Raw genomic sequence first — 13149 nt, forward strand, 5'->3', positions numbered from 1 at the left:
CCCCGAGCGAGGTCACGACGATGAAACGGCATTGGATTCTTGCGATCAGCCTGACGTTGCTGCTGGGCGCCTGTCAGCGGCCGCAACCTGCGCCCACCGAGCAGAAGCCCGAGCCGCAGGCCACCGCCCTGCGCGACCACATCCAGGAACCGTTGAACAAGGCGCACGCAGTGCAGGCGGCAAGCGATCAGGCCGCAGACGATCAACGCAAGGCGATCGATGCGGCCACGCAGTAACCGAAGCCTGCTGTCTGAAGCACGCGCGTTTTTTGTCGAAGCAGCAACTGCGCGTGCGCGCCTGCGATTGAGCGCAAGGCGATCACTGCATCTGCGCGCACGGCAAACACGCGTGAGGTCGCTCGACCGATGGCTGGTTGCCTGTGATCGTGGCGCCCTGCGTTCTGCCATTTTTGCGCTGTTGGCGCGCCCGCATTGCTGCATCGCCTGAGTGCAGATACAACAACGCCGGCACAAGGCCGGCGTTGTCGATCCATCACTGTGCGAACCTGCCGCGTCAGAAGCCGCAGAAGCAGTACGCCAGCGACTTGACCGGGGTACCGCCCGCCTTGCTGTCGTGCACGGCGTCTTCGACAAAGCGCAACTGCGTGTCCACTTCCGGCAGCGAGCGCGCCAGCAGTGCGCGCGCCATGCCCGAATCGCCCAGCATCCAGGCGCCCATGCGGCTGCCGGCAAATCCGCTCATGAACTGCGAGAACGGCGTCGCCGGCTTTTCCACGTAGCGCACGCGGAACTTGCCGCGGCTCAACTTGGCGCGGTCGGCCGCATCGGCCACCGCTTCGGACATGCCGCCGAACGCGTCCACCAGGCCATGCTGCCTGGCCTGCGCACCGCTCCACACGCGGCCGCGTGCGACCTTGTCGATGGCGTCCACCGACTGATGCCGCGCCTGCGCCACCTTGCCGGTGAAGTCGGCGTAGCCCTTGTTGATCACCGCCTGGATCACCTGGCCGGCGGCCGGGTCCAGCGGACGGGTGATGTCGAAGGCGCCGGCAAAGCGCGTGGTACCCACGCCATCGGTGTGCACGCCGATCTTGTCCAGCGCGCGGGTCAGGTTGGGCACCATGCCGAAGATGCCGATCGAGCCACTGATGGTCGACGGGTCGGCATAGATGCGATCGGCATTCATGCTGATCCAGTAACCGCCCGAGGCGGCCAGATCGCCCATCGACACCACCACCGGCTTGCCGGCCTGCTTGAGCGCGACCACCTCGCGACGGATCTGCTCGGAGGCGAACACTTCGCCGCCGGGCGAATCCACACGCAGCACCACCGCCTTGACCTCTTCGTCGTCGCGCGCCTGGCGCAGCAACGCGGCGGTGGACTCGCCACCGATGCGGCCGGCCGGCTGCTCGCCACCGCTGATCTCGCCAGCGGCCACCACCACGGCCACCTGCGGACGGCTGTCCATCGGCGAGCGCTGCGCCTGCAGCTGGCTCAGATAATCGTTGAAGCCGATGTTGCGAAAGCCGCTGTCGGCGTCGCTGTCGGCCACGCCGCGCTTGGTCAGCAGCGCATCGACGTCCTCGCGGGTCTTGAGCCCGTCGACCAGCTTCTGCTGCAGCGCAAACTTGGCCAGATCGCCACCGGCGGCGGCCACGCCCTCGGGCAGCGTGTCGATGCCGGCGGTCAGCTGCGCCGGGCTCAGTTTGCGCGCCTTGCCGACATCGGCCAGGTAGCGCTGCCACACGTCGTTCATCCAGAACAGGTCCGCTTCCTTGGCGTCGGCCGAAGCGGCATCGAGGATGTACGGCTCGGCGGCGGACTTGTACTCGCCCACGCGGAACAGATGCACGTCCACGCCGAGCTTGTCCTGCAGGCCCTCGCGGAAATACTGGCGATAACGGCCAAGCCCTTCCAGCAGCACGCTGCCCATCGGGTCGAGATAGACCTCGTTGGCCTGTGCGGCCAGCAGGTACTGGCCCTGGCTCATGCTCTCGCTGAAGGCGACGATCTGCTTGCCGGAGGCGCGCAGCTTCTGCAACGCCGCGGCCACTTCCCGCTGCGAGGCGAAACCGGCGGGCTGAAACTTGTCCAGGTTCAACACCACCCGCTCGATCTTACGGTCCTTGCCGGCCGCCTCGATCACCCGCACCAGGTCGCGCAGCTGCACTTCCTCGGCGCTCTTGTCGCCGACCGCCTTGGCCAGCGACCGGCTCACCGGGTCGGCGCTGAACTGCTCGACCAGCGTGCCTTCGGGGTTGATCACTAGGGTGGTGCGCTCGGCCAGCGGCTTGCTGCCGTCGCCACGCGCGATCGCTACCACAAACAGCAGCAGCACCAGGAACAGGAAGCCGAAGAACACCAGGTTGAAGATCAGGCGCCGGGTGAAATTCATCACATCCCACAGGCCGACGAAGAAACTGGCGATGGGACTGCGACGCACGGGGTGGTTCATGGAAAACTCCGTCAAAAGACGCTGCATACAATTCAATGGTGTCCAGCATACCGGCTGCGCGGTGCGCGCGGCATGCGCTGGAAGTCAGGGGGCCGTGCCGGAAGTCAGCCGCCGGCTGGTCTGCCGGAAGCGCAAGCCCATCAGGACCGACGCCACGGTCAGGCCCAGAATCAGGCCGATCCACATGCCTTGCGGTCCCCAGCCCAGCCCCAAGCCGAGCCCGGCGCCGATCGGCATGCCGACACCCCAGTACGAGAACATCGCCAGGAACATCGGCACACGGGTGTCCTTGAGCCCACGCAGCGCGCCGCTGGAAAGCACCTGGATGCCGTCGGGGAACTGGAACGTGGCGGCAAACAGCAGCAGCACCGAGGCCAGCGCGGCCACCGCCACATCGTCGGTATAGACGCTCACGATGGCATCGTGGCCCAGCAACAGCACGCTGGCCGACAGCGCCTGGGTGCCCAGCACGATGGCGTAACCGGCCCAGGCCGCGCGCCGCATGCCGAGCGGATCGCCGCGCCCGACCGCATGCCCGACCCGCACGGTGGTCGCCTCGGCCACACCCATCGGAATCATGAAACACAGCTGCGCGACGTTGATCGCAATCTGGTGCGCGGCCGCTTCGGTGGAGCCGAGCCGGCCGATCAGCAAGGCGGTGACGATGAACAGGCCGCCCTCCATCAGCACGGTGATGCCGATCGGCAGACCGGTGCGCAACAGATCGCCGATCGCACGCCAGCGCGGGCCTTCGAAATGGGCGAACAACTGCAGGTGCGCGAAGCGGCGCGAGCGCCACAGATACAGCGCAAACACGCTGGCCTGCACCCACATGGTGACCGCCGAGGCCATGCCCAGGCCCTGCGCACCGTGCTCGGCAAAGCCGAACTTGCCATAGGTCAGCGCATAACCCAGCGGCGCCAGCACCAGCAGGCCGCCAAAGCCCAGCAGCATGGTCGGCAGGGTCCAGTGCATGCCCTCGCTGAGATAGCGCATGCAGAAGTAGAACGTCAGCGCCGGCCCGCCCCAGCGCACCGCGTGCAGGAAGTCGGTCGCGCCCGGCACGATGTCCGGCGCAATCCCGAAGGTGGGCAACAGCGGCGGCACCGCGCTGAGGAACGCGAACATCACCGCGCCCAGTCCCAGCGACAGCCACAGGGCCTGGCGGAACAGCGGGCCGATCTCGCGCTCGCGGCCGGCGCCGCGCAGCTGCGAGACCGAGGCGGTCAACGAGATCAGCGTGCCGATCGGCACCAGCATCGGCAGCCACAGCAGCGAGGTGCCGATGGTGACCGCCGCCAGCGTGGCGGTGCCGTGGTGACCGGCGATGACGTTATCGACAAATCCGATCAGGCCGGTGGAGACGTGACCGAGTACCAGCGGCAATGCGAGCAGGCCGGTGGTGCGCACTTCCGCGGCGAAGCGCGGCGTCGCGGAGGTGGGTACAGGAGAGACAGACATGACAACCGATCGCTGCGCGGACTACGGCCGTGCCGGGAGGCGCTGGCACCGGGTCGCGTGGGGCCGCTATCTTACCCGCACTTGCGACACGGGTAGCCGCCGTCGGCGGCAACGCGCAAGGTGGGAGGTGCGCGGCGGCGAGCAGCCGGCGTGGCTGGTTACCGGAACGGCATGCCCGGGCTTCAGCGCGGTCCGTGTCCTTCGTGACGACCGCCGCTTCGTGCACGCATTGTCGAAGGCGGCAGACCTGCAGGCTCTCGGCTCGGTGTTCGGCCCCGCTGCCCGGCATCGAGGACGAGCAGCGAGCACGCGTGGAGACGACGCCGGCGCAGGGGGCTGCAGCGGCGCAGTCCCGCCGCTGCCAATCAGCGCGCCAGCTGGCGCTTCAACCAGGCGCTGCGCGTTGCCGGCGCCTGCGCAAGCAGGGCATCGCGCAAGCCATCGCGCTCCTGCGGCGGGGTGCGTTGTGCCAGCATCGCCAGCTGTTCCAGCTGCCCGGCGTCCAGGCTGCGTAGCACCGCCAGCAGCGTGTCGCGCTGCACTGGCGGCACGTAGCCGATCAAGGGCTGCAACTGCGGATAGAACGCACCCAGCTGCGAGCCCAGGCGCCAGCCATCGCGATGCAGGCGATCCATCGCGGTGAACTGCGTGCGCAGCGCGCGCTGCTGGTCGTCGGGCAAGCCATGCAGACGCTCGCGTGCCTGCCGCAATACCACCCGGTCGGTGGCGGTGAGCCCTTTCCAGGCCGCATAACGGGCGCGCAGCTCGGCCCGCTGGGCCGGCGTCAATGCGTCCCAGCGCGCGCGCTGCTGCGCGGCGCTCGGAGTTGCGGCGGTGGAGGCTGCGGGCGTCGGCATGCCGGCAGGCGCAGTCGCGTTGCCTTCCTCCAGCGGCGCCGGCAGGGTCTGCGCAGCAGCCATGCCGACAACAGCCAGCGCCAGCAGGCCGCACCACTTAATTGTCGTCATCGACGGTCTCCAGGGTGGCGGCAGGCTGGTCGGCGGTGGTGGCATGCGCGCCGGATTCGTCGGCCGGCACCGGATGGCCGGCCGCATACCAGGCGTAGAAATCGGCAGAACGTGCCAGTTCCAGGTCCGGGTCGGCCAGCATCGCCTGGTCGCGCGGATCCAGGCCGGGGTTTGCCACCGCCTCCGGCAAGTCGGCGGCGGGAAGGTCTTCCACCAGCACCGGCGCGGCATCGGTGACGTGCAGCACGCCGGCCGGGGCCTGCGAGACCGGCTCGGGCGGCAGGGCCGGCCGGCGATGCGTCCACCACCAGCCCAGCGCCGCGAGCAGCAGCGCCAACCCCAGCACGGCCAGCACGAGGCCGGCGTGGCGACGGTCGATCCGCGGCCACTGCCACTGGCGTGCAGGACGGTTGCGCGCTGCGGCCGGGCGGCGCGCTTCGGCAGCGGCCACGGGCGCGGCCGCGACAGGCTGCAGCGGCATGCCGGCCAGGGCCGACTCGCGGAGCTGTGCCAGCCGGCTGACCTGCGCCGGGCTGAGCTCGCGCAACTCCTGCTGCGCCGCCTCGGCCAGGGCCCGCCAGGCCTGCGCATCCGGGTTGCCGGCCGCATCGCGCGGGCAGGCACGGGCCAGCGACTGCCGATAGGCCACCACCTCGATGCCCTGCACCTCGCTGGCAGGCTCTTCTTCCAGCCCGGCCACGATACGCAGCAGCAGCGCCAGCCGGTCGCTGGTCTGCATCCGCCCCAGTGCGGTGAACGGCGGCAGCCAGGTCCCCGGCATGGGCTCGCGCCGCAGCGGCGGTGCCGTTGCCAGCAGGCTCCAGAAGCGCATCGGCCAGCCGGCCATCGGGCGACCCGCCGCCTGGCTTCTGAATGCACGCAACGCCGCCGCCAGGGCCCGCTCGGCCGCCGCGCCATCGCCGCATTGCAGTTGTGCGAGCACCAGACCCCGGCGTTCGACACCGCGCAGGAAAGCAGACAGCGCGGCAGGGGTGACGGGGGCGTCGGGGACTACGGTCATGGGAACTCCAGCATCGGCCGGCATGATACCGACGCAATCGGCCCCCGCCGATGGCTTGACAGATCGACCCGGCTGCGCTGCGTCCCGGTGCCATCGACCGCCGTCACCCACGCGGGTTGTGCACAGCGGCAGACATGCCGATACGCAGGCGTCTGTCAACTGTTGATTTTTCTTTGTTGCATTCGTGTTTCACGCCTAAGTGATTGATCATTATAGCTTTAAGCCGATTGGCGAAAAAATGTCCAACAGGTTGCAGAGGCTAGTGAATCCGCCTTCACAGCGTGGAGCACGAGACTAATTCACAGGCTTATCCACAGGCAGTGTGGATAAACCCGTTTCCTTAGCCCTCACATAGGTTTACGTCGGATTTATCACTTCCGTCACACAAACGCGTCGTAAGCCGAAGCACCGATTCGGAGGCGACCGAGCGGCGTCTGCCGGGTACTGGACAGGGTCGGTAGACTGACCGGATGTCTTCGACCGTCGCCACCCTGCGCGTCGCCCTGCCGGTGCCGCTGCCCCAACTGTTCGACTATCTGCCTCCGGCCGACGCGCCGCTGACCGACCCCGCGCGGGTCGGCTGCCGGGTGCGGGTGCCGTTCGGGCCGCGAGAGCTGGTCGGGGTGGTGGTGGAGATCGGCCAGTTGGCCTCCGCCGAAGGACTGCGCCCGGCGCTGGCCTGGTGCGACGACGCCCCGCTGCTGGTCGAGGAGCTGGCGCGTTCGCTGCAGTGGCTGGCGCGCTACACCCACGCACCGCTGGGCGAGGCCCAGTCCAGCGCCCTGCCCGGCCCGTTGCGCCGCGGCGAGCCGCTGGCCGACACCCATGCCTGGGCCTGGCAGCTCACCGAGGCCGGGCGCACCGGCGCCGCCAGCCTGCGCGCCGGCAGCCGCCCCGCCTTGCTGGCCGCCCTGCTGCTGACCGGTGCGCTGGGCGAAGAACAGCTGGACCCCTTGCTGCCGCAGTGGCGCGAGGCCGCACGCAGCCTGGCAAAGCGCGGCCATGCCGAGCGCGTGGCGGTGCCGGCCGACAGCATCCCGCCCCGCCCCGGCAGCGGCCCGCAGCTCAACGACGAACAGCAGGCCGCCGCCGACGCCATCCGTGCGCAGAGCGGTTTTGCCACCTATCTGCTCGATGGCGTCACCGGCAGCGGCAAGACCGAGGTCTACCTGCAGGCAATCGCCGACTGCCTGGCGGCCGGCCGCCAGGCGCTGGTGCTGGTGCCGGAGATCGGCCTGACCCCGCAGACCCTGGGCCGCTTCCGCGCCCGTCTGGGCGTGCCGGTGCACGCGCTGCATTCGGGGCTGTCCGACGGCGAAAGGGCGCGGGTGTGGGCGGCGGCCTGGCGCGGCGAGGCCAAGCTGGTCGTCGGCACGCGTTCGGCGGTATTCACCCCGTTGCCGAATGCCGGGCTGATCGTGATCGACGAGGAACACGACGGCAGCTACAAACAGCAGGACGGCATCCGCTATCACGCCCGCGATTTCGCGCTGGTGCGCGGCAAGGCGCTGGATGTGCCGGTGATCCTGGGCAGCGCCACGCCATCGCTGGAAAGCCTGCACAACGCCTATTCCGGCCGCTACCGGCATCTGCGCCTGTCGCGCCGCGCCGGCGAGGCGCGTCCGCCACGCGTGCGCGTGCTCGACGTGCGCAAGCGCCCGCTCAAGGACGGCCTGTCGCCGGAAGTGCTGGCCGGCATCGGCGCCACCCTGGCGCGCGGCGAGCAGGTGCTGGTGTTCAAGAACCGCCGCGGCTATGCGCCGGTGCTGCTGTGCCACGACTGCGGCTGGACCGCCGCCTGCCAGCGCTGCAGCACGCCGCTGCACCAGACCCCGATGACCGTGCACGCCGGCGGGCGGCGCCTGCAATGCCATCACTGCGGCGCGCGCCAGCAGGCACCGCTGGCCTGTCCGGCCTGCGCCAGCCTGGCGCTGCAGCCGCAAGGCATCGGCACCGAGCGGCTGGAAGAACGCCTGACCGAAGCGTTCCCAGAGTTTCCTGTCGTGCGCATCGACCGCAGCACCACCCAGCGCCGCGACGCGCTGGAAACCCAGCTGGCGCGCCTGGGCAGCGAGGCCGGCATCCTGGTCGGCACCCAGATCCTGGCCAAAGGCCACGATCTGCCACGGCTGACCATGGTGGTGGTGGTCGGCATCGACGAAGGCCTGTTCTCGGCCGACTTCCGTGCCGCCGAAAAGCTCTCCCAGCAGCTGATCCAGGTGGCCGGACGCGCCGGGCGCGCCGACCGCCCCGGCGAGGTCTGGCTGCAAACCCATCACCCCGAACATCCCCTGCTGCAGACCCTGGTCAACGGCGGCTACCACGCCTTCGCCGATGCCGAACTGCAGCAGCGCGAGGCCGCGGGATTTCCGCCGTTTGCGCATCTGGCGCTGTTCCGCGCCGAGGCCAAGGACGTGGCCGCGGCCAACCAGTTCCTGATGGCGGTGCGCGGCCTGACCACGGCAGACAGCACCGCACAATCGCCTGCGTTTGCCGCAGTGGAGTGCTATGGCCCGATGCCGGCACCGATGCCACGCCGCGCCGGTTTCCAGCGCACCCAGTTGCTGTTGTCCGCGCAACAGCGCTCGGCACTGCATCGTCTGCTGGACGCGCAACTGCCTGCGATCTATGCGCTACCGCAGGCGCGCCGCGTGCGCTGGTCGCTGGATGTGGATCCGATTGATTTGTATTAAGGCGGGCGTATCGCACGCGGGGCAGCAGCCAGGCCCATGTTTTGCGCGCTGTGCCCAGGTCCTTGATCGCGCGTGGCGTGATCCTTTGTAGGAGCGCACCTGGGCGCGATGTGGCATTACCGGCACAGCCATCGCGCCCGGGTGCGCTCCTACGAACAGACGCGAGCCGACAGGCCGCACGTGTCCCCACGTTTTTGTAGGAGCGCGCTTGCGCGCGATGGGGCGTTAGCGGGAATGCCCTCGCGCACAAGTGCGCTCCTACAGAGAACGCGGCTATTTGGCCGTGTGATGTACGAGGCGCATGTCCTTGCAGCAACGTGTCGGGTCGGCAGCACGTGCGGCGCTTGCCATGAATCACGCCGGCCTGAGCGGCAACGCAAAACTCAGGTCAGCGCGGTCATCACCCCACGCTGGTACGCAGGCCGCGCGCGCAGGCGCTGGTACCACGCCTGCAGATGCGGCAGCTCGGGCCGCTCGATCGGCATTTCGAACCAGGCGTAGATGAAGCTGCCCAGCGGAATATCGCCCATCGCAAATTGCGCGCCGGACAGATACGGCTGCTGAGCCAGGGCCGCATCCGCGCGTGCGAGCAGATCGCCCGAGCGCGTCAGCGCCGCGGCGATGCGCGCAGGATCGCGCTCGGCCTGCGGTGTGCGCAGCACGCCCCAGAACAGGTCGCGAAACACGCCGGCAAACGTCGAGGTGGTCCAGTCCATCCAGCGATCGCCCAGCGCGCGTTCGGCCGGTGCCTGCGGATACAGGGCCGGCGCATATTGCGCGGCAAGGTAGCGCACGATCGCATTGGACTCCCACAGCACCAATTCACCATCCTGCATCGTCGGCACCAGACCGTTGGGATTCAACGCGCGATACTCGGGCGTGTCGTTATGACCAAACGCACCACCGACTTCGATCGAGGTATACGGCACCCCGGCTTCTTCGGCGCACCACAGCACCTTGCGCACATTGCTGGAATTGCGCCGCCCCCATAGCGTGATCGAGGCGTTTCCTGCCGCCGGTTGCATCGCAGCGTCAGCCATCGTCATTTCCCCGCTGCCGGTTTGGGCGTCGCGCGCGCCGGACGCTTTGCGGTGGCCGCCTGCGTGGCGACGGCGGCCGCTGGCTGCGCCGCTTTCGCCCGCCCGCCCTTGGGCGCATCGCGTACCCACAGGGCCTGCTCGTCCTGCTTGATCTCGAACAGGCCGATCGCACGCACCAGATCGCTGAGTTTGCGATAGCCGTAATTGCGTGGGTCGAACGAGGCCTGGTTGGCCACCTGCTTGCCCACCGCTCCCAGATGCGCCCAGCCATCGTCTTCGCAGGCACTGTCGATCGCATTGCGCAGCATCTGCACCAACCGGGTGTCGCCGCGCAGCGCGGTGGCATCCTTGCGGCCGGCGGCGGTGTCGCTGGCCGCTGCCGCCTGCTCGCCCAGTGCTTCGACATAGGTGAACTTAGAACAGGCATTGACGAACGGCGCCGGGGTTTTCTTCTCGCCGAAGCCATACACCTTCATGCCATCGGTGAGCAGACGCATCACCAGCGGAGTGAAATCCGCATCGCTGGAGACGATCGCAAAGCCATCCAGATTGCGCGCATAGAGCAGGTCCATCGCATCGATCACCATCGCCATGTCCGATGCGTTCTTGCCCGAGCTGTAGGCAAATTGCTGGATCGGCCGGATCGCGTATTCGTGCAGCGCCGCTTCCCAGCTCTTCAGGTGCGGGCTCTTCCAGTTGCCGTAGGCGCGGCGCACGTTGGCAACGCCATAGCGCGCCACTTCCGCCAGCACCACGTCGATCTTGCCGGCCGGCGCATTGTCGGCATCGATCAGCAAGGCGATGCGTTTGTCGGGATTGTCGATCATGGTCATTCCTCGAAGGGGTCGGCAGAGTCGGTGTCGCTTGCGGTGTCGATTTCGGTGTCGGCGGCATCGGCCGACGGCAGCGTGTACTGGCTACCGTCGTGCATGGTCAACACGCCATCGCTCAGGATCTCGCGCTCGGAGCCGCCGCTGACCCAGGTGGCATGCACGCGGCCGCGGCCGCGATCGCCTTCCACCGTGAACACGAAATCGTCGTCACCCGGCGCCAGACCGGTGCGTACCAGATCCACCCGCATCGTGTGGATCTGGCCGATCTGTTCCTGCACCACCGCATCGTCCTGCAGCGCGGCGCGTGCCTGGTCGGCAAACAACGACCAGCCGAACACGATCAGCCAGCCGAGCGCGCCCAGCACCAGCATGCCAAACAGCATCACACATGCCGCCAGCCCGATCAGGCCGAGCGTGACGCCGCTGAGTTTTTGTCCGGGCGCACGCGCGGCAGCCGGTGCCATCGCCGGAGAAGCGGATGGCGGTGGCGACAGCGGCGGCAACGGCGGCGGTAGTGACGGCATGCGGTCATCATGTGGATGAGATGCGACATGATGCCGCAGGCAGGCCGGATCCAGGCGGCATGTTCATTACCGATGCGGCATGCTGATGAGCCCGCGTCGCATTCCATCGGACCTTACGATGACTTCATCCCCCTCCCAAGCTCCGCTGCACCTGGTTGTGGTTGGCGGCGGTTTCGCCGGCTTATGGGCCACCCGCGCGCTCGACGATCCCGGCATCCGCATCACCCTGATCGACCGCCAGAACCATCACCTGTTCCAGCCGCTGCTGTACCAGGTCGCCACCGCCGGCCTGTCGGCACCGGATATCGCCGCGCCGCTGCGTCACATCCTGCGCGAACAGCGCAATGTCGAAGTGCTGCTCGGCGACGTCGCCGAAATCGCACCGGCCCGCCGTGAGGTGGTGCTCGCCGACGGCAGCACGCTCGGCTACGACATGCTGCTGCTGGCTACCGGCGCCACCCATGCCTACTTCGGCAACGATCAATGGGCCGAGCATGCGCCCGGCCTGAAGACGCTGTACGACGCGCTGGTGCTGCGGCGCAAGTTGCTGCTCGCCTTCGAGCGCGCCGAAGCCGAATCCGACCCGGCCGCACGCGCAGCCTGGCTGAGTTTTGCCGTGGTCGGCGGCGGCCCGACCGGCGTCGAGCTGGCCGGCACGCTGGCCGAGATCGCCCGCCACACGCTCAAGAACGAATTCCGCCATATCGACCCGCAGCAGGCGCGCGTGCGCCTGGTCGAAGCCGGCCCGCGCGTGCTGCCCTCGTTCCCGGACGATCTCACCGCCAAGGCGCGCAAGCAGCTCGAACGCCTGGGAGTGGAGGTGCACACCGGCACGCCGGTCACCCACATCGATGCGCTGGGCTATCAGCTCGGCGACACCTTCGTGCCTGCACGCACCGTGGTGTGGGCCGCCGGCGTGGCCGCATCGCCGCTGGCACGCACGCTTGGCGTGCCACTGGACCGTGCCGGCCGCGTGCTGGTGGAGCCGGACCTGAGCGTGCCTGGCCACCGGGAAATCTTCGTCGGCGGCGACCTGGCCTCGGTCCAGCAGGACGGCCGCCCGGTACCGGGCGTGGCACCGGCAGCAAAGCAGATGGGCAAGCACATCGCCAAGGCGATCCGCGCCCGCCACCGCAGCCAGCCTGCACCAGCCTTCCGTTACCAGGACTACGGCAACCTGGCCACGATCGGCCGCATGGCCGCCATCGTGCATGTCGGCAAGCTCAAGCTCTCCGGCATCGTGGCCTGGTGGTTCTGGCTGGCCGCACACGTGTACTTCCTGATCGGTTTCCGCAACCGGTTCGTGGTGCTGGTGAACTGGGCGATGGCGTACTGGAGCTACCAGCGCGCCGCGCGCATCATCTTCGGCGGTGCCACCGACGACCCGCCGCCCAGCAGCAAGGACGGATGACAGCGGCGCAGGCCGTGCGCGATGCTGTGCGGCCTGATGCGACGGTCTGATCGTGACCACTCTCCTGTTTCTGCTGGATCTGCTCGGCACCTTCGTGTTCGCCCTCAGCGGCGCGACCGTGGCGGTGCGCAATCGCCTGGATCTGTTCGGCGTACTGGTGCTGTCGTGCGCGGCGGCGGTGTCCGGCGGCATCGTGCGCGATGTGCTGATCGGCGCCACCCCGCCGGCCGCGCTGGTGCATCCGCAGTACCTGCTGGTCGCCTGCCTTGCCGGCGTGGCCGGTTTCTACTGGCATGCGGCGGTGGAACGGCTGCGCAACCCGGTGCAGCTGTTCGACGCGGCCGGGTTGGCGCTGTTTGCGGTCTACGGCACCAGCAAGGCGCTGGACTACCAGCTCAGCCCGCTCAGCGCGACCTTGCTCGGCATGCTCAGCGGCATCGGCGGCGGCATCGCGCGCGATCTGTTGGTGGCGCGGACGCCGGTGGTGCTGCAGGCCGAGCTGTATGCGGTCGCTGCGCTGGCCGGTGGCGGCCTGGTCGCGATCGGGCACATGCTCGCGGTACCGCAGGCCTGGTCGCTGGCGACCGGTGCGCTGGTCTGTTTCGGGCTGCGCTTCATGGCCATCCGCTACGGCTGGCATCTGCCGGTGGCGCGCCTGCCGGAATAGCGCGGGCGAGCGCAGCGCGGTCGATCATCGGCGAGCGACCATGACGAACCACCACGCGTCGTCGGACTCGACGCAGCACCGGCAGCCCACATGCAAACGGCCCGGAAAACCGGGCC

Annotated in this window: 11 protein-coding genes; 4 read left to right on the forward strand and 7 right to left on the reverse strand. The window is 68.7% G+C overall.

Annotated features, from left to right (window positions below; translation table 11 throughout):
* Window positions 1-20: 20 nt before the first annotated feature.
* On the forward strand, window positions 21-236 hold the full coding sequence (locus KHN93_RS18995; protein ID WP_016903674.1) for a hypothetical protein: 216 nt from the start codon (window positions 21-23) through the stop codon (window positions 234-236).
* Between the two features lie 277 nt (window positions 237-513).
* On the opposite strand, the gene sppA is transcribed toward KHN93_RS18995, so the two are convergent.
* The 4 genes from sppA to KHN93_RS19015 form a co-directional block, all read right to left on the reverse strand.
* On the reverse strand, window positions 514-2415 hold the full coding sequence (gene sppA, locus KHN93_RS19000) for a signal peptide peptidase SppA (protein ID WP_016903675.1): 1902 nt from the start codon (window positions 2413-2415) through the stop codon (window positions 514-516).
* Window positions 2416-2499: 84 nt separating this feature from the next.
* A complete protein-coding gene (locus tag KHN93_RS19005) occupies window positions 2500-3876 on the reverse strand; it encodes an MATE family efflux transporter (RefSeq protein WP_104561408.1) in 1377 nt (458 codons plus the stop codon).
* Between the two features lie 365 nt (window positions 3877-4241).
* Window positions 4242-4844: a DUF3106 domain-containing protein gene (locus tag KHN93_RS19010; RefSeq protein WP_181143265.1), complete on the reverse strand. Its 603-nt coding sequence runs from the start codon at window positions 4842-4844 to the stop codon at window positions 4242-4244.
* The gene (locus tag KHN93_RS19015) at window positions 4831-5865 is read right to left on the reverse strand and encodes a hypothetical protein (RefSeq protein WP_211921103.1); all 1035 of its coding nucleotides are present in this window, start codon (window positions 5863-5865) and stop codon (window positions 4831-4833) included. The genes KHN93_RS19010 and KHN93_RS19015 overlap by 14 nt, the downstream gene beginning before the upstream one ends.
* A gap of 470 nt (window positions 5866-6335) precedes the next feature.
* Here KHN93_RS19015 and KHN93_RS19020 point away from each other — a divergent pair, with 470 nt between their 5' ends.
* Complete coding sequence (locus KHN93_RS19020) at window positions 6336-8558, forward strand: primosomal protein N' (RefSeq protein ID WP_024938890.1); 2223 nt, start codon at window positions 6336-6338, stop codon at window positions 8556-8558.
* A 383-nt stretch (window positions 8559-8941) separates the two neighbouring features.
* On the opposite strand, the gene KHN93_RS19025 is transcribed toward KHN93_RS19020, so the two are convergent.
* Genes KHN93_RS19025 through KHN93_RS19035 form a run of 3 tightly spaced genes read right to left on the reverse strand, consistent with a single transcriptional unit; the run spans window position 8942 to window position 10955 of the window.
* Window positions 8942-9598 carry a glutathione S-transferase family protein gene (locus KHN93_RS19025; RefSeq protein WP_166767232.1) on the reverse strand — a complete coding sequence of 219 codons (657 nt, stop codon included), beginning with the start codon at window positions 9596-9598 and terminating at the stop codon, window positions 8942-8944.
* Window positions 9599-9600: 2 nt separating this feature from the next.
* Entirely contained in the window at window positions 9601-10431 is an 831-nt protein-coding gene (locus KHN93_RS19030; RefSeq protein WP_039518543.1) for an NYN domain-containing protein, read from the reverse strand.
* On the reverse strand, window positions 10428-10955 hold the full coding sequence (locus KHN93_RS19035; RefSeq protein WP_211921105.1) for a hypothetical protein: 528 nt from the start codon (window positions 10953-10955) through the stop codon (window positions 10428-10430). Before KHN93_RS19035 ends, KHN93_RS19030 begins: the two co-directional genes overlap by 4 nt.
* A 118-nt stretch (window positions 10956-11073) precedes the next feature.
* On the opposite strand from KHN93_RS19035, the gene KHN93_RS19040 reads away from it, so the two are divergent.
* Both KHN93_RS19040 and KHN93_RS19045 read left to right on the forward strand, forming a co-directional pair.
* The gene (locus KHN93_RS19040; protein WP_211921107.1) at window positions 11074-12366 is read left to right on the forward strand and encodes an NAD(P)/FAD-dependent oxidoreductase; all 1293 of its coding nucleotides are present in this window, start codon (window positions 11074-11076) and stop codon (window positions 12364-12366) included.
* A gap of 52 nt (window positions 12367-12418) precedes the next feature.
* On the forward strand, window positions 12419-13033 hold the full coding sequence (locus tag KHN93_RS19045) for a trimeric intracellular cation channel family protein (protein WP_016903683.1): 615 nt from the start codon (window positions 12419-12421) through the stop codon (window positions 13031-13033).
* Window positions 13034-13149: the final 116 nt, after the last annotated feature.

The sequence above is a fragment of the Xanthomonas arboricola pv. juglandis genome, from assembly GCF_905367715.1.
In the GTDB taxonomy this organism is placed as follows: domain Bacteria; phylum Pseudomonadota; class Gammaproteobacteria; order Xanthomonadales; family Xanthomonadaceae; genus Xanthomonas; species Xanthomonas arboricola.

Bases quoted from the DNA above. Each gene is read 5' to 3' on its own strand.
- KHN93_RS19010 (WP_181143265.1), bottom strand. From the start codon at position 4,844: ATGACGACAATTAAGTGGTGCGGCCTGCTGGCGCTGGCTGTTGTCGGC.
- KHN93_RS19005 (WP_104561408.1), bottom strand. From the start codon at position 3,876: ATGTCTGTCTCTCCTGTACCCACCTCCGCGACGCCGCGCTTCGCCGCG.
- KHN93_RS19035 (WP_211921105.1), bottom strand. From the start codon at position 10,955: ATGCCGTCACTACCGCCGCCGTTGCCGCCGCTGTCGCCACCGCCATCC.
- KHN93_RS19025 (WP_166767232.1), bottom strand. From the start codon at position 9,598: ATGGCTGACGCTGCGATGCAACCGGCGGCAGGAAACGCCTCGATCACG.
- KHN93_RS19030 (WP_039518543.1), bottom strand. From the start codon at position 10,431: ATGACCATGATCGACAATCCCGACAAACGCATCGCCTTGCTGATCGAT.
- KHN93_RS19040 (WP_211921107.1), top strand. From the start codon at position 11,074: ATGACTTCATCCCCCTCCCAAGCTCCGCTGCACCTGGTTGTGGTTGGC.
- KHN93_RS19020 (WP_024938890.1), top strand. From the start codon at position 6,336: ATGTCTTCGACCGTCGCCACCCTGCGCGTCGCCCTGCCGGTGCCGCTG.
- KHN93_RS18995 (WP_016903674.1), top strand. From the start codon at position 21: ATGAAACGGCATTGGATTCTTGCGATCAGCCTGACGTTGCTGCTGGGC.
- KHN93_RS19015 (WP_211921103.1), bottom strand. From the start codon at position 5,865: ATGACCGTAGTCCCCGACGCCCCCGTCACCCCTGCCGCGCTGTCTGCT.
- sppA (WP_016903675.1), bottom strand. From the start codon at position 2,415: ATGAACCACCCCGTGCGTCGCAGTCCCATCGCCAGTTTCTTCGTCGGC.